The sequence below is a fragment of the Burkholderia sp. 22088 genome, from assembly GCF_052045915.1.
Lineage (GTDB): Bacteria > Pseudomonadota > Gammaproteobacteria > Burkholderiales > Burkholderiaceae > Burkholderia > Burkholderia cepacia.
In genome coordinates this window covers 30,399-47,854 of the sequence record NZ_JBQEPY010000012.1, presented here as the reverse complement: position 1 = coordinate 47,854, position 17,456 = coordinate 30,399, and the positions used below count along the sequence as shown (strand labels likewise).

The window sequence follows — 17,456 nt, the reverse complement described above, 5'->3', positions numbered from 1 at the left end:
AATCGGTAGTGTGACCGTGCCGTGACGCGAGACGCAAAGCCGAATCCAATACGTTTGTAACAATATTGAGAGAGCGAGTGTGTCGATAAGCGAAACAATAGGCAGTTTTGCGTCGGGGGTGGTCGACTGGAATCGTCGGCCGGTAGCCTTGAATTTCGGCAAGGCGCAAGGCGCGTTGGGACACTTGCTAGCGCTGCAGCACGCGCACCTGCACGAAGGGTTGATGACCGGTATTCACGGGCATCTGACCTGCGTGTCTCCTCGCCACGACCTGTCTCCGCGACTGTTCCTCGGCGTTCCTGTCTCGATCCGGCTCGTTACCGACCGAGGCCAGTTGCACTTCGTCAACGCAATCGTGCAGGACGTGCAGATCGGCCAGAGCGACGGCGAGCTGTGCGTGTACCAGCTTACGGTGTGCGACGCGCTGTCGTTGATGGACAAGCGCACGAATTCCCGCGTATTCCGCCAGAGCAGCGTCGTCGACATTCTCGCGACGCTGTTTAATGAATGGCGTCGGCGCAGCCCGGCACTGGCCGCGGCGTTCGAATTCGACTTGTCCGGCTTGAGCCGCGACCGGTATCCGGCACGCGAACTGACTCGACAGGTCAATGAATCGGATGCGAAATTCGTGCGCCGCCTGTTACGGCGCGAGGGCATCACGGTGTTCGCCAAGGCCGGTCCGGTCAAAGGCGGCGTCGACGGCCGCGATGGCACGCCCGCGCATACGCTCGTGTGCTGCGACGATTCGATGTTGCTGCTCGAGGCACCGGCCGGCACGGTTCGGTTGCATCCGCGCGATGCTGCGACCGAGGAGCGCGACACCGTTACGCTGTTCGCACTGCATCAGCGGCTGACCCCGGGTCAGGTCGGCCGTCCGTCGTGGGACTACAAGAAGGCACGTATCGACGAATCGACGGTCGCGACGAGTCTCAATCAGGGCGAGTCCGGCAACGATCTGGCACAACTGCTTACCGACGTCGCCATCGACATCCCGCATGCGGGCGATTCGTGGAACGATCACGAGCGTCTGACACGCGCCCGCATGCTCGCGCATCAGTTCGAAGCCGAGCGTTACGACGGCGTGAGCAGCGTGCGCGACCTGGCCGTAGGCGCGTGGATTACGTTGGCCGGCGCCCCCGAATGGGACATGCAGTCGTCCGACCATCGGCAGTTCGTGATCACGTCGATCGACCATGATGTCTGGAATAACTTACCAAAGGGACTGACCGACCGCGTGCAGGCGCTGTTTGCCGCGAGCCGGCACCTCGCTTATCCAGCACCATCGCAGCTGCCAGCGGCGGAGACCGAATCCGACACGCGCTACGAGAACCATTTCACCTGCGTGCGGCGCGGCGTGCCCCTTACTCCGGCGTACGATCCCAAGGTCGATCTGCCGCCCGCGCACCTGTTGACCGGCACGATCGTCGGTCAACAGGGTGACGAAGTGTTCTGCGATGCCGACGGCCGCGTCCGCGTGCGGATCCACGGTCTCGATCCGGCGGACCATGCGCACGCGCAGGGAGCTGGCACGAACGACAACGCTGGCGACAGTGCGCCGATCCGGGTCGGCGCCAGTCTTGCCGGCGGAAGCTTTGGGGCGCTCTTTCTGCCGCGTGTCGGCATGGAAGTCCTGATCGGCAGCCTCGGCGGCGACCCGGACCGGCTGGTCATCATCAACGTGCTGAGCAATGGCGTGAATCCGCCGGCGGCGTTCACCCACGTCGGCAATCTCCCTGGCAACCGCTATGTGTCAGGTATCAAGACCAAGGAGATCAAGGGGTTCCGGTATAACCAGCTGCGTCTCGACGATACGCCGGGCCAGATTTCCAGCCAATTGGCGAGTGAGCATGCACATTCCCAGCTGAACCTCGGGTATCTGACGCAGCCTCGTCAGGACGGCCGAGGCCAGGATCGCGGAGAGGGCGCTGAATTACGCACCGACGCGGCCGCTGCGCTGCGCGCCGCGCAAGGGATTCTCCTGACGACCTACGCCCGTTCGCAGGCGAGCGGTGGTCAGCTCGATCGCGACGAGCTGCTGCGGCTGCTCGGCGAGTGCACAGAGTTGTTCAAGTCACTGGGCGACTACGCCGGCCAGCATGGCGGGCAGGCGAGCGATACGGCGGGCCAGCAGGCAGTCGCCGCGGCGTTCAAGGGATGGACGCCGGGTAGCGGTAGCGGGGCGTCGACCACCGGAACCGGTGATGCGACCGGATCGCAGGCGCTGATGGCGTTCGGCGCGCAAGCCGGCTCGGTTGCGATGACGCCGAAGACCCACGTGACCTACGCTGGCGAGAACATCGATCAGGTTGCGCAGCAACATGTGCAGTTGACCAGCGGCCAGCGCATCACGCTGCACGGCGGCCGTGGGGTCGCGATGTTCGCGCACAGCGATGGGGTCTCGGCGATCGCGAATCAGGGCAAGGTGACGCTGCAGAGCCAGAATGACGACACGCAGATCGATTCCGCGAAGAACATTCAGTTCACGGCGGCCGGTGGCAAGCTTGCCGGCATGGCGAGCGACGAGGTGGTCTTCACGACATCCGGCGGTGCCTACCTGAAACTGCACGGCAGCGATATCGAGCTGGGGTGCCCGGGCTCGTTCACGGTAAAGTCCGCGGGGCACTCGTGGCAGGGGCCGGCGAGCATGAGCACGGACATGCCGAAGTTCGATCATGCGCCGCTTGGACGCGTGCCGAAGCTTGTGCGGGCGACAGATGGGCAGGCCGTAGAGGGCATGCAGGCAGAGATCACGAAAGCATCGGGTGAAGTGGTGAAGGGGAAATCCGACGCCGCGGGCAAGCTTGCCCCTATCCAGAGCAACCAGTTCGAACCGTTCGTCGTGAATTTCTTCAAGAACAAGAGCTGACCGGGGATAAGAATAATCATGGCAGACACAGCCGATACAGCACCGGCCAGTCCGGTTGCATCTGAAAACAATTCATCGGCGCAGGCCGAAGCGAACGACGGTGGCGGTCTCGATCCGCGCACGCCTTCCGGCGGGGTGTCGTCGGGTGACGAGGACGATTCGCAGAATCGCTATTTGGTCGCAAACGGTAATGGCGTGATGACGCTCAGTCAATCCGACTACATGTGCGTGATGCAGATGCCGTTGCCGGGCATCGTGATTTTCGTGCATGGGGTCAACTCGGAGGGCGAGTGGTTCGAGCCGGGCGAAGAGGGATTGTGCGCCGGCCTGAATCAGCGGCTCGGTCGTCTGGACGATCAGTTGACGCACCGCGGGCCGAAGGGCGGGCAGATGGGGCCGATGCGTTATATGAAGGGCCTGACCGAAGATGGGTTCATCAACCCGAAGCTTTGGGCTGGTACGTATCTACAGCCAGACGAAAATACCTACTCGCCCGTCATCCATTTCCGCTGGGGCTACAAAGCAAACGCCGCGGATTTGAAGCGTTACGGGAAGTCGATCTTTCTGAACGAGCAGAACTACTGGGGCGGTGGTCCGTTCGCAAATGGCTGCGGCAGCCTGCCTGACCTGTGGAGTGCGGGCGTCGATCCGCGCATCTTCGGGTTCATCAATATCCAGAGTATTAATCCTACATCGCGTCAGATCTACGAGACGCCGGCGCGCGCCTATAACGTGATGGGCGCCCTGCGTTTGGCGAAACTCATTGGGTCGATCCGGAAGGTTCAAAAGGATGTTCCTATCACGGTGGTGTGCCATAGCCAGGGCAATATGGTAGGCATCGCCTCGGCGTTCCTCGGCGATCGGCTGTCGAAAGACGCCGGCGTGAGATGCGTGGCCGACACCTATGTGCTGGCCAATCCGCCCTACGGAATCGTCGGATCCATCGAAGGCGACAATTCACCATTCATGGAGGACTGGTCACAGCGCGACGTCCGCGATTCAAAGGGCAACCGCGGTCGAGTTAATTCGCAGGCGCGGGCAAATACCCTGAAAGCGTTTTTTGAACTGATCGCACAGAGCAAGGATGCCGAGGACCAGCGCGACCCGCTCGATTACCGGATGACGATGGCAAACATGAACCCGGGCGAAGACGGCAAACCCGCGTACGACCCGGACGACGACAGAAAGCGGTATGGCGTCCAGAACTACACATACGGGCGCGTGACCTTGTACTCGTGCCCGCACGATCAGGTGATTTCCGCGGCCCCGGTTCAGGGTATGGGCTGGCGAGGATTGCATCCGAAAGAGGTCGAACTCGTGAAGGGCTCGAGCTTGTTCACGCAGCGTGTGTTTGCCACCAACTTTCAGGTCGGCCAGGAGAGCCCTGTCATCTATCGGACATGGGAGCATGACTGGCGTTACAAAAAGGGCTCGTCGAAGCTGTTTTTCTATCCCACGTCACCACCTGCCAAATACAACTTGGTCAAGGCGCTGCGCGGCAATGAGCATTGGTATGGGAAGGTTGGCTCCATAGGCGTGGCGCCCTTGTTTATTGTCGCGACGATGGCGAGCTCGGCTCTCGGGATGTTTCGCACCAACGCCGATCCTCCGAAGGACTGGCACGTACTGTGTGATGCACCTGGCCTGCCGGAACCGTTCTTCCCGCAGGCGATCCGCTATGGGGCGGTCGTGCAAGTCAAGGACGGCGATGCCGAAAGTGATTTCAATGAGGATAACGATCCGGTGGCGGCTGCGCGAAACAAGAACAAGACAACCATCAACACGGCCGATCCGTATGACACATATAAGGCCAAAGGCAAGCATGCAGCCGAGATGGCACCCAAGGGTGACGCGGACAGCGAGGCATCTCAACGCTATGAGGACCATGCAATCGCGCGCATGGAGGCCCGTCACGACGACAATTCAGAGTGGGTCAAGAACGATGTGGTCATCGGAGAGGCTGGGCCCAACGCCCAAATGCCCGACGGGTATGAAAAATGGCGAAACAAGCAGATCGTGCATATCCTCGGCGAGGCTGTGAATAACCCGACGAACCACTCGACGATCATGACTAATCCAAAGCACGCCAGGTTGGCGCTGGCTTACGATGTCGCGATCGGCATTTGTCGCATTTCCCAGCAACAGTTGAACGACTTCAGAATCGAAGCGGATTGGCGATTTGGTCGGCAGTTAGATAAAAATAATTCGAACAGGCCTTATTCAGAGTACTTTAAGTTTGGCACGATGAAAAAAACATCGCTTGTGGATTGGATCGCAAATGACCAGGAGGCGACGCTGCCAGCTTCAATCGATGACACGCGCCAGGGTGGTGCGATGCTCGGAATCGGGGGAGCGTTATGAGATCGCTGTTTGCGTCCCGACCACGCCGGCTGGCACTGGCATTGTTCGGAGCACTCCTAGTGATTAGTATCGTTGCCGTTGAGGCGTTCAATCACGGTGCGCACACGCGAAGTATGGGAGAGGAAATGACTCGATGGATAGGACTGCCAGCATTGGCAGGAGTTGCAGTTTTCGCTTTTGTCACTGTATGGGCAGTACCAACAGTCGAGGCTGCTCAGACCGCTTCCGCACCGGCACCGTCGGCTCCTATGCAGGAGAAACCGTTTCTCGCCCAGGTCGTTGGGCTGGAATGGCTCAATCCACTGCAGCGCCGTGACTATCCGACGGAATGGCAACTGCTGTGGACGATGGGGCTGGTCAAGCCGAACAGGAACGACGATATGGTCAGAACGGATCCCAAAGGATTCAGTACAGTTCGCCCAGTCGCCGGTATCGCGTATGGCTCGAATGGAAGGGAAAGCTTCGATGGGTTCTATGAGAAGTATATTGACGCGTTTCTAGTATTGCTTTACAGCAAGTACGCCATGAATGGACAGTATTTTTATACGGTCCAGCCGTCCGAGAGGCGGCACTGGCGAGAGCTGGCGGGCATCCGTATTGAATTCGCGATTCCCTCACGACTGTCGCCACAGGAGGCGCGTTCGCACCTTAGCGATGAAATGATCACGGCCTTTTCAATTGGGAGCAAATCCTTCCCCGATCTGTGGAGTAAGGATACGCCTCCGGATATTCAACTCCACGTTGGCGGTGCCAATGCTGGTTTCGCGTCGCTGAACGCCGCGCTTGACTATCTGCAGGCGCACCCGCAGGAAAGCGTATGGGTGATGAACTGGGACGCGCCTAGCTTCCCACCCAAAGACGAGCAGATGAACGAAAACCTCACCGTGCTGTTTCTGGCGGGCCCTGATCTGAAGACTGAACGTGAGCCGCTCGCATGGATCGGTAAGGCTGCGACGGGCAAGGTGAGCGACTACGAGGCGAAGGCCGGGACCACGCGTGCAGTCCAGGCATGGAAGGCGACGATCGCGCAGGCCGCCCATAACGCGAACGTCGAACCTGCAAGCATTCAGTTCGTCGTGCACGACGCGGGCAAGGGTAGCGATACGGCCTCGGCGCGTCTGGCCTCGTTGTCGCAGACGCTCACGGAAACGCTGCCGGAGTTCGACTATAAGAAGCAGGTCTTCAATACGCCGGCGCTGCTCGGCGACATGGGCGCGGGCACGGCGCTGACAGACGTCGCGCTCGCGATCGGCCGGGTCAATCACTTCGGCGGCAATGCCCTGGTTGCGGGCACAACGGATGCGGGCCATCCGACTGCCGTTGTCGTTTTGCCGCCGTCGAAGCTTACGCCGATCAATCCAAATAGCGACTGGTTCCGTGCCCGCGGGGAAGACAACGCCTATCTGCCGTGGTGGGGGCGACGTCACGACACGAACTACGGCATTCAGGGCTATTCGTATTAAGGAGAAGCCATGCGCGGCATCATTCGCGTAGGAGACGTCCATAGCCACGGTGGCCGTGTGGAGACCGGTGCCGCGAACAGTGAAGTCATGGGACGTGCAGTCGCCCGTCAGGGAGATCGCTGTACGTGCCCGCTGCACGGTGAGGTCGTGATCATCGACGGTGATGCCGGTTTCGACGTGGAGGGTGCATCCGCGTCGTTCGACGGTCACAAGACGTCGTGCGGCGCGGTACTCATTTCGTCAGTGCCTACGTCCGGACGTTCCTGAGCCGGGCGCGCGGGTGTATCCCGATTTCTGCCGGAGTATCACAACTGCTTCGTTCGATCCGTGCCTCTCCGCTGAGGGGCGCGGGTCGAGCGTTGGGGACATCTGTTCGACATTGGCAATCATCGAATCACCACGCATAACGAAATATGACCGTGAGCGTGTCGGTGCCGGATGAGGCTCGACAAGACTGCGTAATCAATTCGTTCCCTGACTCGTCGCCAAGCAGGTCAGTGTTCCGTGTAAAAAAATCTCAGATGCAACCGACTGCTTGATGCGAGGCAGATCCGCGGGGAAGACGACGCCTATCCGCCGTGGTGGGGGGCGACGTCACGGCACGAACTACGGCATCCAGGGCTATTGGTACTGAGCGCGATTGCGAGCAAGTGGGGTAACGCGGTCAGCGTCGTGCGACGACGGGCGGGTCAGGTCAGCAATCCGTGAATGAACCTGAACGCCGGCACCGACAGCACGGCAAACGCCACCGTGATGGCCGCAAGGATCGCGATCCTCTTGCGCAGCAGCGCGAAGAGGGCGATCGACAGTCCGCAGAACACGCAGGTCAGAATGAGGACCCACCAGAGCGCAGCGTAGCCTGCACCGCCTTCGAAATTCGATACGTTCTGCGTGATCCGGGTCGCGGCATAACCAGCGACGGTCATGCTCGCGGGCAGGCACAGCACCGAATACAGCACGAAGACGATGATCTGCCGCGGTGTCGGGTCGGGAGACGTCATGGCGGGCGCTTCACGTTGGGTGAGAAGGGCGCCGAACCGTCCGCCAAGCGGGCCGGCTCGGGCAGCCGGCAGGATGCGGGCGTTTCCGGTGTTTGGCAACCACCGCCCACCGTCACGCTCACCCCCGCCCGAAACTCGGCCGCTTCGGATCGTAAGTCCACCCCGGCACGAGATACCGCATCGCGACCGCGTCGTCGCGCGCCGTCCCGCCGACCGCGTTGTACAACGCATGCGCGGCCTCGACCTGCGCCATGTCGAGCTCGATCCCGAGCCCCGGCCGCTCCGGCACGGCCACCTTGCCGCCGACGATCGCGAGCGGCTCGCGCGTGAGCCGCGCGTCGCCTTCCTGCCAGATCCAGTGCGTGTCGATCGCGGTGATCGTGCCGGGCGCGGCCGCCGCCGCATGCGTGAACATCGCGAGCGACACGTCGAAGTGGTTGTTCGAATGCGAGCCCCACGTGAGCCCCCAGTCGCGGCACAGCTGCGCGAGCCGCACCGAGCCCTGCATCGTCCAGAAATGCGGATCGGCGAGCGGGATGTCGACCGCCTGCAGCCGCACCGCGTGATCCATCTGCCGCCAGTCGGTCGCGATCATGTTGGTCGCGGTCGGAATCCCGGTCGCACGGCGGAATTCGGCCATCACCTCGCGGCCCGAATAGCCGCCTTCCGGCCCGCACGGGTCCTCCGCATACGCGAGCAGGTGGCCTTGGCCGCGGCACAGCGCGACGGCCTCGTCGAGCGACCACGCGCCGTTCGGGTCGAGCGTCGCGCGTGCGTCGGGGAAGCGCGCCTTGATCGCGGCGATCGCTTCCATCTCGTCGGCGCCGGCCATCACGCCGCCCTTCAGCTTGAAATCGGCGAAGCCGTAACGCTCGACGGCGGCTTCCGCCTGCCGCGCGATCGCGGCCGGCGTGAGCGCTTCCTCGTTGCGCAGCCGGAACCACGGGGCGCGCGCCTGCGCCTCGTCGCGATACGGCAGGTCGGTGCGGCCGCGATCACCGATATAGAACAGATAAGCGAGCATCGGCACCGCGTCGCGCTGCTGCCCTTCGCCGAGCAGCGCGGCGACGGGCACGTCGAGAAACTGCCCGAGCAGGTCGAGCAGCGCGGCCTCGATCGCGGTGATTACGTTGTCGAGCCGCAGGTTGATCTCGTGCGGCTGGCGCAGCACGGCCGCCTCGCCGGCCGACGTCACCTCGTGACGGATCGTACGGCCCGCGCCCGGGCCTGTGCCGGACAGCGCCGCGCGCACCGCGTTGAGGGTGGCCTGATAGCGTCCGATCGACTGGCCGACCACGAGATCCGTCATGCGTTCGAGCGCTTGCCGGATGCCTTCGCCGCCCGGCACTTCGCCGACGCCCGTGTGCCCGCTGCTGTCGTCGAGGATCACGAGGTTGCGCGTGAAGTACGGCGCGTGCGCGCCGCACAGGTTGAGCAGCATGCTGTCGCGGCCGGCAACGGGAATCACCCGCATGCGCGTGACGCGCGGGGTGCCGGCATGGCGGGATTCGGACATCGGTTCGCTCCTGGTTCCGGTGGTGCACGGGCCGCCGGCTGGGCCGGCGCGGCCCGCGCCGTTCATCGAAGCTCGACGCGGCGGATCTCGCCGACGACGAACACGTAGCAGATCACCGCGACGAGCGCGTGCGCGACCACATAGACGAGCGCGCCGTTGAACGAGCCGCTGCGGTCGACGATGTAGCCGATCGCGATCGGCGTCGTGATGCTGGAGAGGTTGCCGCACGTGTTGAGCAGTGCGCCGCTCAATCCCGCGATCTGGCGCGGCGCGGTGTCGGCGTTGACGGCCCAGCCGAGCGCGCCGAGTCCCTTGCCGAAGAACGACAGCGCCATGAACAGCACGACGAGCACGTGCGAATCGGTGTAGTTGCAGACGATCATCGACATCGACAGCAGCATGCCGAACACGATCGGCACCTTGCGCGCGACCGACAGCGAGCGGCCCTGCCTGAGCAGCGCATCGGACACGATGCCGCCGAGAATCCCGCCGAGGAACCCGCACACGGCCGGGATCGACGCGACGAGCCCCGCGTTGAGGATCGACATCCCGCGCGCCTGCACGAGATAGACGGGAAACCACGTGATGAAGAAATAGGTGAGCGCGTTGATGCAGTACTGCGCGACGTACACGCCGACCAGCATCCTGTTCCTCAGCAGCGCCTTCACGTGACGCATCGACGGGCCGCCGTCGCGGCCGCCCGTCGCCTGGTCGATGTTGACGAGCGCACCGCCTTCGGCGAGGTAGTCGAGTTCCGCGCGGTTGATGGTCGGGTGGTCCTTCGGGTCGTACATCGTGCGGTTCCACACCAGGACGAACGCGAAGCCGAGCACGCCCATCACTGCGAACACCGACTGCCAGCCGAACGCGTGCACGAGCCAGCCCATCAGCGGCGCGAACACGACGGTCGCCGCGTACTGCGCGGCGTTGAAGATCGCCGACGCGGTGCCGCGTTCGGCGGCCGGGAACCACGCGGACACGATCCGGCTGTTGGCCGGAAAGGACGGCGCTTCGGCCGCGCCGACCAGGAAGCGCAGCCCGAACAGCAGCGCGAACGCGGCCGCGCCGCCGAAAAAGCCGATCGTGCCCTGCAGCAGCGTGAACAGCGACCAGAAGAAGATGCTGAACGCATAGACGATGCGCGATCCATAGCGGTCCAGCAGCCAGCCGCCCGGCAGCTGCGCGACCACGTACGACCAGCCGAATGCGGAGAAGATGAAGCCGATCTGCACGTGGCTCAGGTGCAGTGCGCGGGCGAGGCTCGGGCCCGCGATCGCGATCGCGGCGCGATCCGCGTAGTTGATCGTCGTGACCGCGAACAGGACGGCCAGCACCAGCCAGCGCACGCGGGTGCGCCGGGCCGTTGCCGACGCGGACGCCGGCAGCGCGTGAAGCGGATTCATGACTGTCTCCTCCGAAGGGCGGAAGGTGCCGTCGTGCGGCTGGCGCGTCGAAAGCGCGCGTTTCTGGGTGACGGTGCTGCCGGCCGGAGGCCGGACGCCGAGGCCCGTGCGGGCCGGAGCGGGGCGTCCGGATCATTCTGTCATGTCGATATTTGCGCTTTCATGCCAATTACTGACTTGATCGATTCAGTCTTTGAATCGATCGGCCGCAACGCGTTCCCGCGCATCGCCGCGCTGCGGGCGCGGCTCGCCGACGATGCCGGCGTGCGATTCGCGCACGCCGTCGAGGAAGGCCTGCCGCTGCCGGCTTCGTCGGCGTTCGAAGGCCATGTGTCGCTCGACGACGTGCTCGCGAGCGTGCGCGGCGCGGCGACGCCGGCACTGAAGAACTGACCGCGCCACGCGGTCGCCCGCCCGGCGGGAGGCTGGCTATATTTTTACCCGGATGATATTGACATTCAATTTATACCCGGATAAAAATAGCGCCATTCCGATTCCTGCCTGCAGGCGACCACGATGACAACCTCCACGCTTCTTCCTTCGTACACGGTGTTCGACGGCCACCGGCGGCTCGCGACGGGCCCGCTCGTGTCGGTCGCGCTCGCGGCCCGGGAGGCCGGCGACGCGGCCGCCGGCACGATCCTGATCTTCGACGACGCGACCGGCCGCTCGATCGACCTCGACCTGCGCGGCACGCCGGACGAGATCCGCGCGCGCTTCGCGCCGCCGTCGGGCGACGACGCATCCGCGGCCGTCGGCGAGCCGGCCGGCGCAGGCGAACCGCGCGGCCGCGGCCGGCCGAAGCTCGGCGTCGTGTCGCGCGAGGTCACGCTGCTGCCGCGTCACTGGGAATGGCTTGCCGCGCAGCCGGGCGGCGCGTCCGTCGCATTGCGCAAGCTCGTCGAGGACGCGCGGCGCACGCATGCGGCGGCCGATCGTCTGCGCGACGCGCAGGCGCGCGCCTACCACTTCATGTCGGCGATGGCGGGCGACCTGCCCGGTTTCGAGGAGGCCGCGCGCGCGCTGTATGCGAACGACCTGGCGCGGCTCGCCGGGCTGATCGCCGGCTGGCCGGACGACGTGCGCGACCATGCGCTCGCGCTGGCGCGCGGCGATCTGCCGCCGTCCACCGACGACTGCTGAAAGGAGCTTCCGACGCAATGACCGTATTCGACCTGAACCGTGGCGCGATCGCGCCGGTGGCCGACGAGGCCGATCTCGTCGACCTGCGCGTGACCGGCGCCGTCCCGCACGATCTCGACGGCACGTTGCTGCGCAACGGCCCGAATCCGCCGGGCGGCCGCTTCGAAGGGAACGACATGCTGTCGTGGTGGCCGGAAGCCGCGATGCTGCACGCGATCGCGTTCGAAGGCGGCCGCGCGACCGGCTACCGCAACCGCTGGGCACGCACGCAGCGCTGGGCCGCGGTGCATGCACCCGGGCAGGCGCCGCATCTTCCCGACACCAATCCGAACGTGAACGTGCTGCAGCATGCGGGCGAATTGCTCGCGCTGGCCGAAGGCGGCGCGCCGCTCGCGATCACGGCCGCGCTCGATTCGCTCGGCGCGCCGGCGCGGCACGCGGGCCTTGGCGGCGGGATGACCGCGCATCCGAAGGTCGATCCGGTAACGGGCGAGCTGATTGCCTTTCGCGCGGACTGGCGTGCGCCGTGGCTGCGCTACGGCGTGGCCGACGCGCAGGGCGTGCAGCGCGTCGAGATCGAAATCGACCTGAACGCGCCGTCGATGATGCACGACCTCGCGATCACCGAAACCCGCAGCCTGCTGCTCGACCTGAACGTCGGCTACGACTTCTCGCTGCTGAAGCAGGGCCACCGGATGCCGCTGCGCTGGCACGACGACCGGCCCGCGCGCATCGGCGTGATCCCGCGCCACGGCGGCGCGGTGCGCTGGTTCGGCATCGAGCCGTGCTTCATCCAGCACGTCGTGAACGCGTACGACTGCGACGCGTCGTGCATCGTGCTCGATGCGGTGCGTTATCCGTGGTTCCTGCGGCTCGACGCGCGCACGGGCCGCTTCGCCGACAACCCGGTCGGCGAGCTGTGGCGCTACGTGATCGATACGGCGAACGGGCTGATCGACGAAGGGCCGCTCGCCGACGGCGGCATCGAGATGCCGCGCATCAACGAAAGCCGCACGGGGCGCCGCTACCGCTACCTGTATGCGGTGGAACAGCCGAACAATGCGGAAATGCGCGGCGTGATGCGCTTCGACCACGCGAGCGGCACGACGACGCGCTATGCGGTGCCGGCCGGCGACCAGAACAGCGAGCCGGTGTTCGTGCCGCGCCCGGGCGGCGTCGACGAGGACGACGGCTGGCTGCTGGTGATGGTCTACCGCGCGGCGACGGATACCAGCGACGTCGTGATCCTCGATGCGCGCGCGATCGACGCGGGGCCGGTCGCGACCGTGCACCTGCCGCGCCGCGTGCCGGCCGGGTTCCACGGCGCGTGGGTGCCGCGCGAGCGTCGAACGTGAGTGGCGGCGCGCGTCACTGCGCGCGCAGCGCGTCGACGATCTTGAGCCGCGCGGCGCGCATCGCCGGCAGGAACCCGCCGACGAGCCCCATCACGAGCGAGAACAGCAGCGTCTTCACGACGATCGCGGGCGTCAGCACGAAGCGGAACGACAGGTCCGCGAAGGTCTGGAAGTTGGTCGTCGAGAACGACGCGAACTGCATCAGCGACGCGCACGCGAGCCCCGCGACGCCGCCGACGAAGCCGAGCAGCAGCGCTTCGAGCAGGAACGCGGCGAGCACGTTCCTGCGCTTGAAGCCGAGCGCGCGCAGCGTGCCGATCTCGGCGACGCGGTTCGCGACCGATGCGTACATCGTGATCATCGCGCCGATCATCGCGGCGATCGAGAAGATCGTCGACAGCGTGATGCCGAGGATGTTGATGAACTTCGACAGCGCCTTCGACTGGTCGCCGTAGAAGGTCTGCTCGCGTTTCGCCTCGTCGGTCAGCCGCGGGTCGACGTCGATGTCGGCCTTGAAGCGCGCGAAGCCGTCGGCGCTCGGGATGCGCAGCACCATCGACGAATAGCTGGTGCGCCGGAACGACTGCATCAGCTGGTCGACGTCGCCCCAGATCTCCGAATCGAAGCCGCTGCCGCCCGCGTCGAAGATGCCGACGATGGTCCAGTCGCGCTGCGCGAAATGCAGGCTGTCGCCGAGCTGCGTGCCGCTGAAGCCTTTCGCGATCGCGCTGCCGACGATGATTTCCGACGAGCCGGGCGCGAACATGCGGCCGGCGGCGAGCGTCACGTGCGGGCGCAGCGCGAGGCCGGCCGGCGACACGCCGCGGATCACGACGTTCGACGGCTTGCCGGTCGACGTCTTCACCAGCGAGATCAGCACGACCGCTTCCTTCGACACGAGCGGCCGGCCGTCGGGGCCGGGCGCGACGGCCGGGTGCATCTCGAGCGCATTGGCCTGCTGATGGTCGATCGAACTCTGGATCTCGGTTTCGGCGCCCTTGCGGATCACCACCGCGTTGTCGGGTTCGCCGGTCGAGACGAGCGTCTTCGTGAGCCCCGCGTCGAGCATCTGCACCGTCGCGAACACGAAGATCACGAGCGCCATCCCGCCGGCGGTCAGCGCGGTGGTGAGCCGCCGGGTCCACAGGTTGCGCGCGATGTAGTTGAGCGGGATGGCCATGCGTGTCGTTATCCGATCGCCCGCAGGCCTTCGACCACACGCACGCGCGCCGCCTGCCACGCCGGCACGATCGCGGCCGCGAAGCCGACCGCGACCGAGCACGCGGCCTGCAGCGCGACCGTCCCGGTCGACACCTTGAACACCGGGAAGATGCCGCCTGCCGCCTGCTTGAACAGGCTCGCGGCGGGCGGTGTCGCGAGGATCCCGAGCCCGCCGCCGGCCACCGCGATCACGACCGATTCGCCGAACACGATCAGCGCGAGGAACCCGGGGCCGAAGCCGAGCGCCTTCAGCGTCGCGTATTCGGCCGTGCGTTCGCGCGCGCTCATCGCCATCGCGTTGGCCATCACGGCCATGATGATCAGGATCACCACGTACGACACCAGGCGGATCGCCGCGATGATCTGGTTCGACATCGCGACGAAGCCGAGCTGGAACGCCTGCTCGGTTTCGGTCAGCGTCTCGGCGAGCGAGTTCCTGAACACCGCGTCGACGTTGCGTGCGATCGCCGCGCCGTCGTCGGGGTTCGCGACGCCGAGCACGAATACGCCGACCTGGTCGGCCTGCTTCGGCGTGCGCTGCCGCACCGTCTCGTTCAGGTATTCCCAGTGAAACACCAGCTGGCGCGTGATCGTCGAATCGTCGCGGCCGTCGAGAATCCCGCGCACGACGAAGTCCCACGTACCCGGATAGATCGTGCCCTTCAGCGGGATCACGTCGCCGACCTTGAAGCCGAACTGATCCGCGAGCTGGCGCCCGACCAGGCAGCCGCGCCGGTCGCGGTTGTAGTCGGCGCGCTGCTGCCCGGGCACGATGAATTCCGGGTACAGGTCGAGGTAGTTGTCCGATACCGCGAAGCTCGCGAAGAAGTTCTTCGGGTCGCGGTAGATGCCGCCGAACCAGTTCGAGCGCACCACGGCCGTCACGCCTTCGACGCCGCGGATCCGGTTCTCGTAGCTCACGGGCAGCGGAAACACGAGCGAGATCGCGTTGCGCGTGACGAGCCGCCCGCTGGACGCGGCGGCCGCGCCCGCGTACCACGCGTCGACCACCGTATGCAGCAACCCGAACGCGAGCACCGCGATGGTGAGCCCGAGCACGGTCAGCAGCGTGCGCAGCCGGTGCCGCAGCGCGTTGCGCGCGATCAGCTTCAGCACGTACATCGCGCGCGCTCCCGCAGCCGGTCAGCCGGCGTGCCCATCGATCAGCTCCCCTTTTTCCAGGTGCACGAGCGAGCGCGCGGCGCCGGCCGCGTGCGCGTCGTGGGTCACCATGATGATCGTCTTGCCGAGCTCGGCGTTCATCCGCTGCAGCATCGCGAGCACGTCGGTGGCCGACGCGCGGTCGAGGTCGCCGGTCGGCTCGTCGGCGACGATCAGCACGGGGTCGGTGATCAGCGCGCGCGCGATCGCGACGCGCTGCTGCTGGCCGCCCGACAGCTCGGACGGGTAGTGGCTCGTGCGGTCGCCGAGGTTCACCATGTCGAGCACGAGCTCGACGCGCTCGCGCCGCTCGCGGCGCGACAGGTGCGTGAGCATCAGCGGCAGCTCGACGTTCTCGAACGCGGTGAGCACCGGCATCAGGTTGTAGAACTGGAAGATGAAGCCGACGTTCGCCGCGCGCCATTCGGCCAGTTGCGCCTCCGCGAGCAGCGAGATGTCGAGCCCGCCCACGCGCAGCTCGCCGCTGTCGGGCCGGTCGATGCCGGCCACGAGGTTCAGCAGCGTGCTCTTGCCGGAGCCGGACGGCCCCATCAGCGCGACGAAGTCGCCTTCGCCGATGTCGAGCGTGATGTCGGTCAGCACGGGCACGATCTGGTTGCCGCGCCGGTACGACTTCGCGACGTGGCTGAGCTCGACGAGGGGCGGCGGGGCGTCGTTCACGCGTGCGCTACTTCTTCGCGACGGTCACTTTCGCGCCGTCCTTCAGCTTCGTGCCCGGCGCGAGCACGACCGTGTCGCCGGGCTTCACGCCGCGGATCGCGACGAGCTCGCCGATCCGCATGCCGGCGGTCACGGCCGTTGCATGCACGACGTCGTCCTTCATGACGAACACGACCGGCCGGCCGTCGCGCTCGACCACCGCGCTCGCCTGCACGGCCGTCACGGGCTGCCGGTCCTGCGCCGACACCGGCTTCGACAGGAACGCGATCTTCGCGCTCATGTCGGGCAGCACGCGCTCGTCGCGGTCGACGAAGCGCACCTTCACGAGCACGGTGGCCTTCGAGCGGTCGACGGTCGGCACGATGCGCGACACGCGGCCCGCGAAGCGCATGTCGGGCAGCGCGTCGAGCTGGATCTCGCACGGCTGCTCGGCGCGGATCTTCGCGATATTCGATTCGGCGACGTCGGCCTCGACCTCGAGCGTGTCCATGTCGGCGATCGTCACGACCGCGCCCTTGCTGTCCGACGCGGACGAGAACGGCGTGATGTTGTCGCCGACGTTCGCGTGTTTTGCGAGCACGATGCCGTCGAACGGCGCGCGGATCACCGTCTGGTCGACCGCGACCTGCGCGGCCTGCGCGTTGGCCTCGGCGGACGCGATCGCGGCCTGGTCGCTGCTGAGCGATGCGCGCGCCTTGTTCACGCGGGCGGTATCGATGTCGAGCTGTGCGGCTGGCACGGCGCCCTTCGGCGCGAGCGCCGCGGTGCGGCGGAACGCGATTTCGGCGTCCTTCAGCTCGGCCTGCTGCACGCCGAGGTTCGCGCGGGCGACCTTCACCTGGGCGAGCGCCTGCGAAAGCGACGCCTCGACGTCGCGGCTTTCGAGCCGCGCGATGATTTCGTCCTTTTTCACGCGCGTGCCTTCCAGCACGCCGAGCCATTCGACGCGCCCCTGGCCCTTCGACGCGACCGCGGCCTTGCGCTGCGGCACGACGTAGCCGGTCGCATTGAGCTGCGTGTCGTTCTGGTACGGGTAGGCGGACGTGACGGTGGTGGTATCGACGGCCGGCCGGCCGGTCAGCGCGAGGCCGGCGGCGATCGCGACGACGACGATCGCGGCGGCGGCCGCATAGCGGGGCCACCGGCGCGGGCGGGGCGCCGATGCGAGCGGACGCCGGTCGATCTTCAGTTTGTCCAGATTGTGATCGGGCAATTTGAGCGCCTCGAGACGGCGGCGGCCCCGTATCGGTATCGGGGCCGGCCGCGATCCGGTTTCCGGGGAAAG

13 protein-coding genes and 1 pseudogene are annotated in these 17,456 nt (G+C 65.8%); 7 read left to right on the top strand and 7 right to left on the bottom strand.

Translation table 11 applies throughout. The features are described 5' to 3' along the window. Window positions 1-79 precede the first annotated feature (79 nt). The 4 genes from ACTJLD_RS22935 to ACTJLD_RS22920 all read left to right on the top strand — a co-directional run bounded on the left by ACTJLD_RS22935 (window position 80) and on the right by ACTJLD_RS22920 (window position 6,957). Complete coding sequence (locus ACTJLD_RS22935) at window positions 80-2,866, top strand: type VI secretion system Vgr family protein (RefSeq protein ID WP_334067714.1); 2,787 nt, start codon at window positions 80-82, stop codon at window positions 2,864-2,866. Window positions 2,867-3,064: 198 nt separating this feature from the next. Next, entirely contained in the window at window positions 3,065-5,227 is a 2,163-nt protein-coding gene (locus ACTJLD_RS22930; protein ID WP_440659780.1) for a T6SS effector phospholipase Tle3 domain-containing protein, read from the top strand. Next, entirely contained in the window at window positions 5,224-6,690 is a 1,467-nt protein-coding gene (locus ACTJLD_RS22925) for a virulence factor (RefSeq protein WP_440659740.1), read from the top strand. The genes ACTJLD_RS22930 and ACTJLD_RS22925 overlap by 4 nt, the downstream gene beginning before the upstream one ends. Window positions 6,691-6,699: 9 nt before the next feature. Then, window positions 6,700-6,957: a PAAR domain-containing protein gene (locus ACTJLD_RS22920; protein WP_081075900.1), complete on the top strand. Its 258-nt coding sequence runs from the start codon at window positions 6,700-6,702 to the stop codon at window positions 6,955-6,957. Between the two features lie 422 nt (window positions 6,958-7,379). Here ACTJLD_RS22920 and ACTJLD_RS22915 read toward each other — a convergent pair whose 3' ends face one another. The 3 genes from ACTJLD_RS22915 to ACTJLD_RS22905 all read right to left on the bottom strand — a co-directional run bounded on the left by ACTJLD_RS22915 (window position 7,380) and on the right by ACTJLD_RS22905 (window position 10,610). Further along, window positions 7,380-7,790 (bottom strand): hypothetical protein, encoded by a 411-nt coding sequence (locus ACTJLD_RS22915; RefSeq protein WP_440659739.1) that lies wholly within the window; start codon window positions 7,788-7,790, stop codon window positions 7,380-7,382. A gap of 19 nt (window positions 7,791-7,809) precedes the next feature. Further along, on the bottom strand, window positions 7,810-9,207 hold the full coding sequence (locus ACTJLD_RS22910; protein ID WP_440659738.1) for an enolase C-terminal domain-like protein: 1,398 nt from the start codon (window positions 9,205-9,207) through the stop codon (window positions 7,810-7,812). 62 nt (window positions 9,208-9,269) lie between these two features. Continuing rightward, entirely contained in the window at window positions 9,270-10,610 is a 1,341-nt protein-coding gene (locus ACTJLD_RS22905) for an MFS transporter (protein WP_027788615.1), read from the bottom strand. A 189-nt stretch (window positions 10,611-10,799) separates the two neighbouring features. On the opposite strand from ACTJLD_RS22905, the pseudogene ACTJLD_RS22900 reads away from it, so the two are divergent. The 3 genes and pseudogenes from ACTJLD_RS22900 to ACTJLD_RS22890 all read left to right on the top strand — a co-directional run. After that, a pseudogene (locus tag ACTJLD_RS22900) lies at window positions 10,800-11,003 on the top strand (glutathione S-transferase family protein); the annotation flags it as partial. 123 nt (window positions 11,004-11,126) lie between these two features. Continuing rightward, complete coding sequence (locus tag ACTJLD_RS22895; protein WP_027788613.1) at window positions 11,127-11,753, top strand: DUF2239 family protein; 627 nt, start codon at window positions 11,127-11,129, stop codon at window positions 11,751-11,753. A gap of 17 nt (window positions 11,754-11,770) precedes the next feature. Next, on the top strand, window positions 11,771-13,108 hold the full coding sequence (locus ACTJLD_RS22890; RefSeq protein WP_027788612.1) for a carotenoid oxygenase family protein: 1,338 nt from the start codon (window positions 11,771-11,773) through the stop codon (window positions 13,106-13,108). Between the two features lie 13 nt (window positions 13,109-13,121). On the opposite strand, the gene ACTJLD_RS22885 is transcribed toward ACTJLD_RS22890, so the two are convergent. From ACTJLD_RS22885 to ACTJLD_RS22870, 4 genes are read right to left on the bottom strand one after another with little or no spacing between them, the layout of a single operon-like run. Continuing rightward, complete coding sequence (locus ACTJLD_RS22885) at window positions 13,122-14,288, bottom strand: ABC transporter permease (RefSeq protein WP_059694370.1); 1,167 nt, start codon at window positions 14,286-14,288, stop codon at window positions 13,122-13,124. Window positions 14,289-14,296: 8 nt separating this feature from the next. Beyond that, a complete protein-coding gene (locus ACTJLD_RS22880) occupies window positions 14,297-15,451 on the bottom strand; it encodes an ABC transporter permease (RefSeq protein WP_027788610.1) in 1,155 nt (384 codons plus the stop codon). A gap of 21 nt (window positions 15,452-15,472) precedes the next feature. Next, entirely contained in the window at window positions 15,473-16,171 is a 699-nt protein-coding gene (locus ACTJLD_RS22875; RefSeq protein WP_027788609.1) for an ABC transporter ATP-binding protein, read from the bottom strand. 7 nt (window positions 16,172-16,178) lie between these two features. Then, a complete protein-coding gene (locus ACTJLD_RS22870; protein WP_440659737.1) occupies window positions 16,179-17,384 on the bottom strand; it encodes an efflux RND transporter periplasmic adaptor subunit in 1,206 nt (401 codons plus the stop codon). Window positions 17,385-17,456: the final 72 nt, after the last annotated feature.